The sequence below is a fragment of the Arachnia propionica genome, assembly GCF_003932785.1.
Lineage (GTDB): Bacteria > Actinomycetota > Actinomycetes > Propionibacteriales > Propionibacteriaceae > Arachnia > Arachnia propionica_B.
Map to the genome: position 1 here is coordinate 1 of NZ_RQYT01000124.1, position 786 is coordinate 786.

A 786-nucleotide genomic window follows, 5' to 3' on the forward strand; every position below is an offset into this window, starting at 1 on the left:
TGACCCGCTTGGTGTTGCTCATGCGGGCCAGTGTACGAGAGAGGACCTCACGTCTCCTTGGTCTGCACATGTACCCGCGCTGGTAGAGTCCCGACAGAAGCGACGAGGCTGTGAGGTGAACATGAGCATGGATGACGCTGATCCCAAGATCAGGGAGCTACGTTCCATGGCGACCCAAGAGTTGCGGCGGATGGATGAGTATCGGGAAGTCCTGCGTCTGGTCGAGGCCGGGTTGGGTGATGAGGAGATCATGGCCCAGACCGGGTCCGAGCATCGCGATGTGTTGTCAGTCAGGCAGGACGTGGAGCAGGGAGAGTCCCTCTGGCCGGAGACGCCATATGAGTTTGGGTTGCGTCGGTTCATGGGGGAGATCAGCACCGAGGAGATGATGGAGCGGCTGCGGGCCTGGCCGTATGAGTTCGGGGTGGTCCACGACGACTGGTACGACAGCAAGTCCTGGGACGACATCGAAAGACTGAGCCTCACAGGATTCATCACTGATGACGAGTACAACGAACTCCGCGCGATCGCCGAGCAGCGCCCTGACTTCCCCTCATGAGCAACACGACAGCAGAGGTGCTGCGCCGTACCGAAACGCAGGTACGCGATCTGGTGAGGGAGTTTGCCGCCGAGCACACCCTGTCAGCAGCCCCGGCGATGGGAACTCTGTGGCGTCAGCTGGTCGGAGCAACTGTCCAGGCCTACATGTCTCGTGCGGACCGGGAGGGGGTGCGTGGGGGTCGGGCGATCATCATGGCCGGGCCACCCGGAGCGGGGAAGAGTCAT

General features: G+C 62.0%; 2 protein-coding genes. Both read left to right on the plus strand.

Going from position 1 to position 786, the window contains the following annotated elements; all coding sequences use genetic code 11:
* The first annotated feature begins 121 nt into the window (after positions 1 to 121).
* Positions 122 to 559, plus strand: coding sequence for a hypothetical protein (locus EII35_RS15545; protein ID WP_125229344.1), 438 nt, complete (start codon positions 122 to 124; stop codon positions 557 to 559).
* Positions 556 to 786: RuvB-like helicase (locus tag EII35_RS16300; RefSeq protein WP_221739807.1), on the plus strand; the 231-nt coding region annotated here is incomplete at its 3' end. The genes EII35_RS15545 and EII35_RS16300, both read left to right, overlap by 4 nt.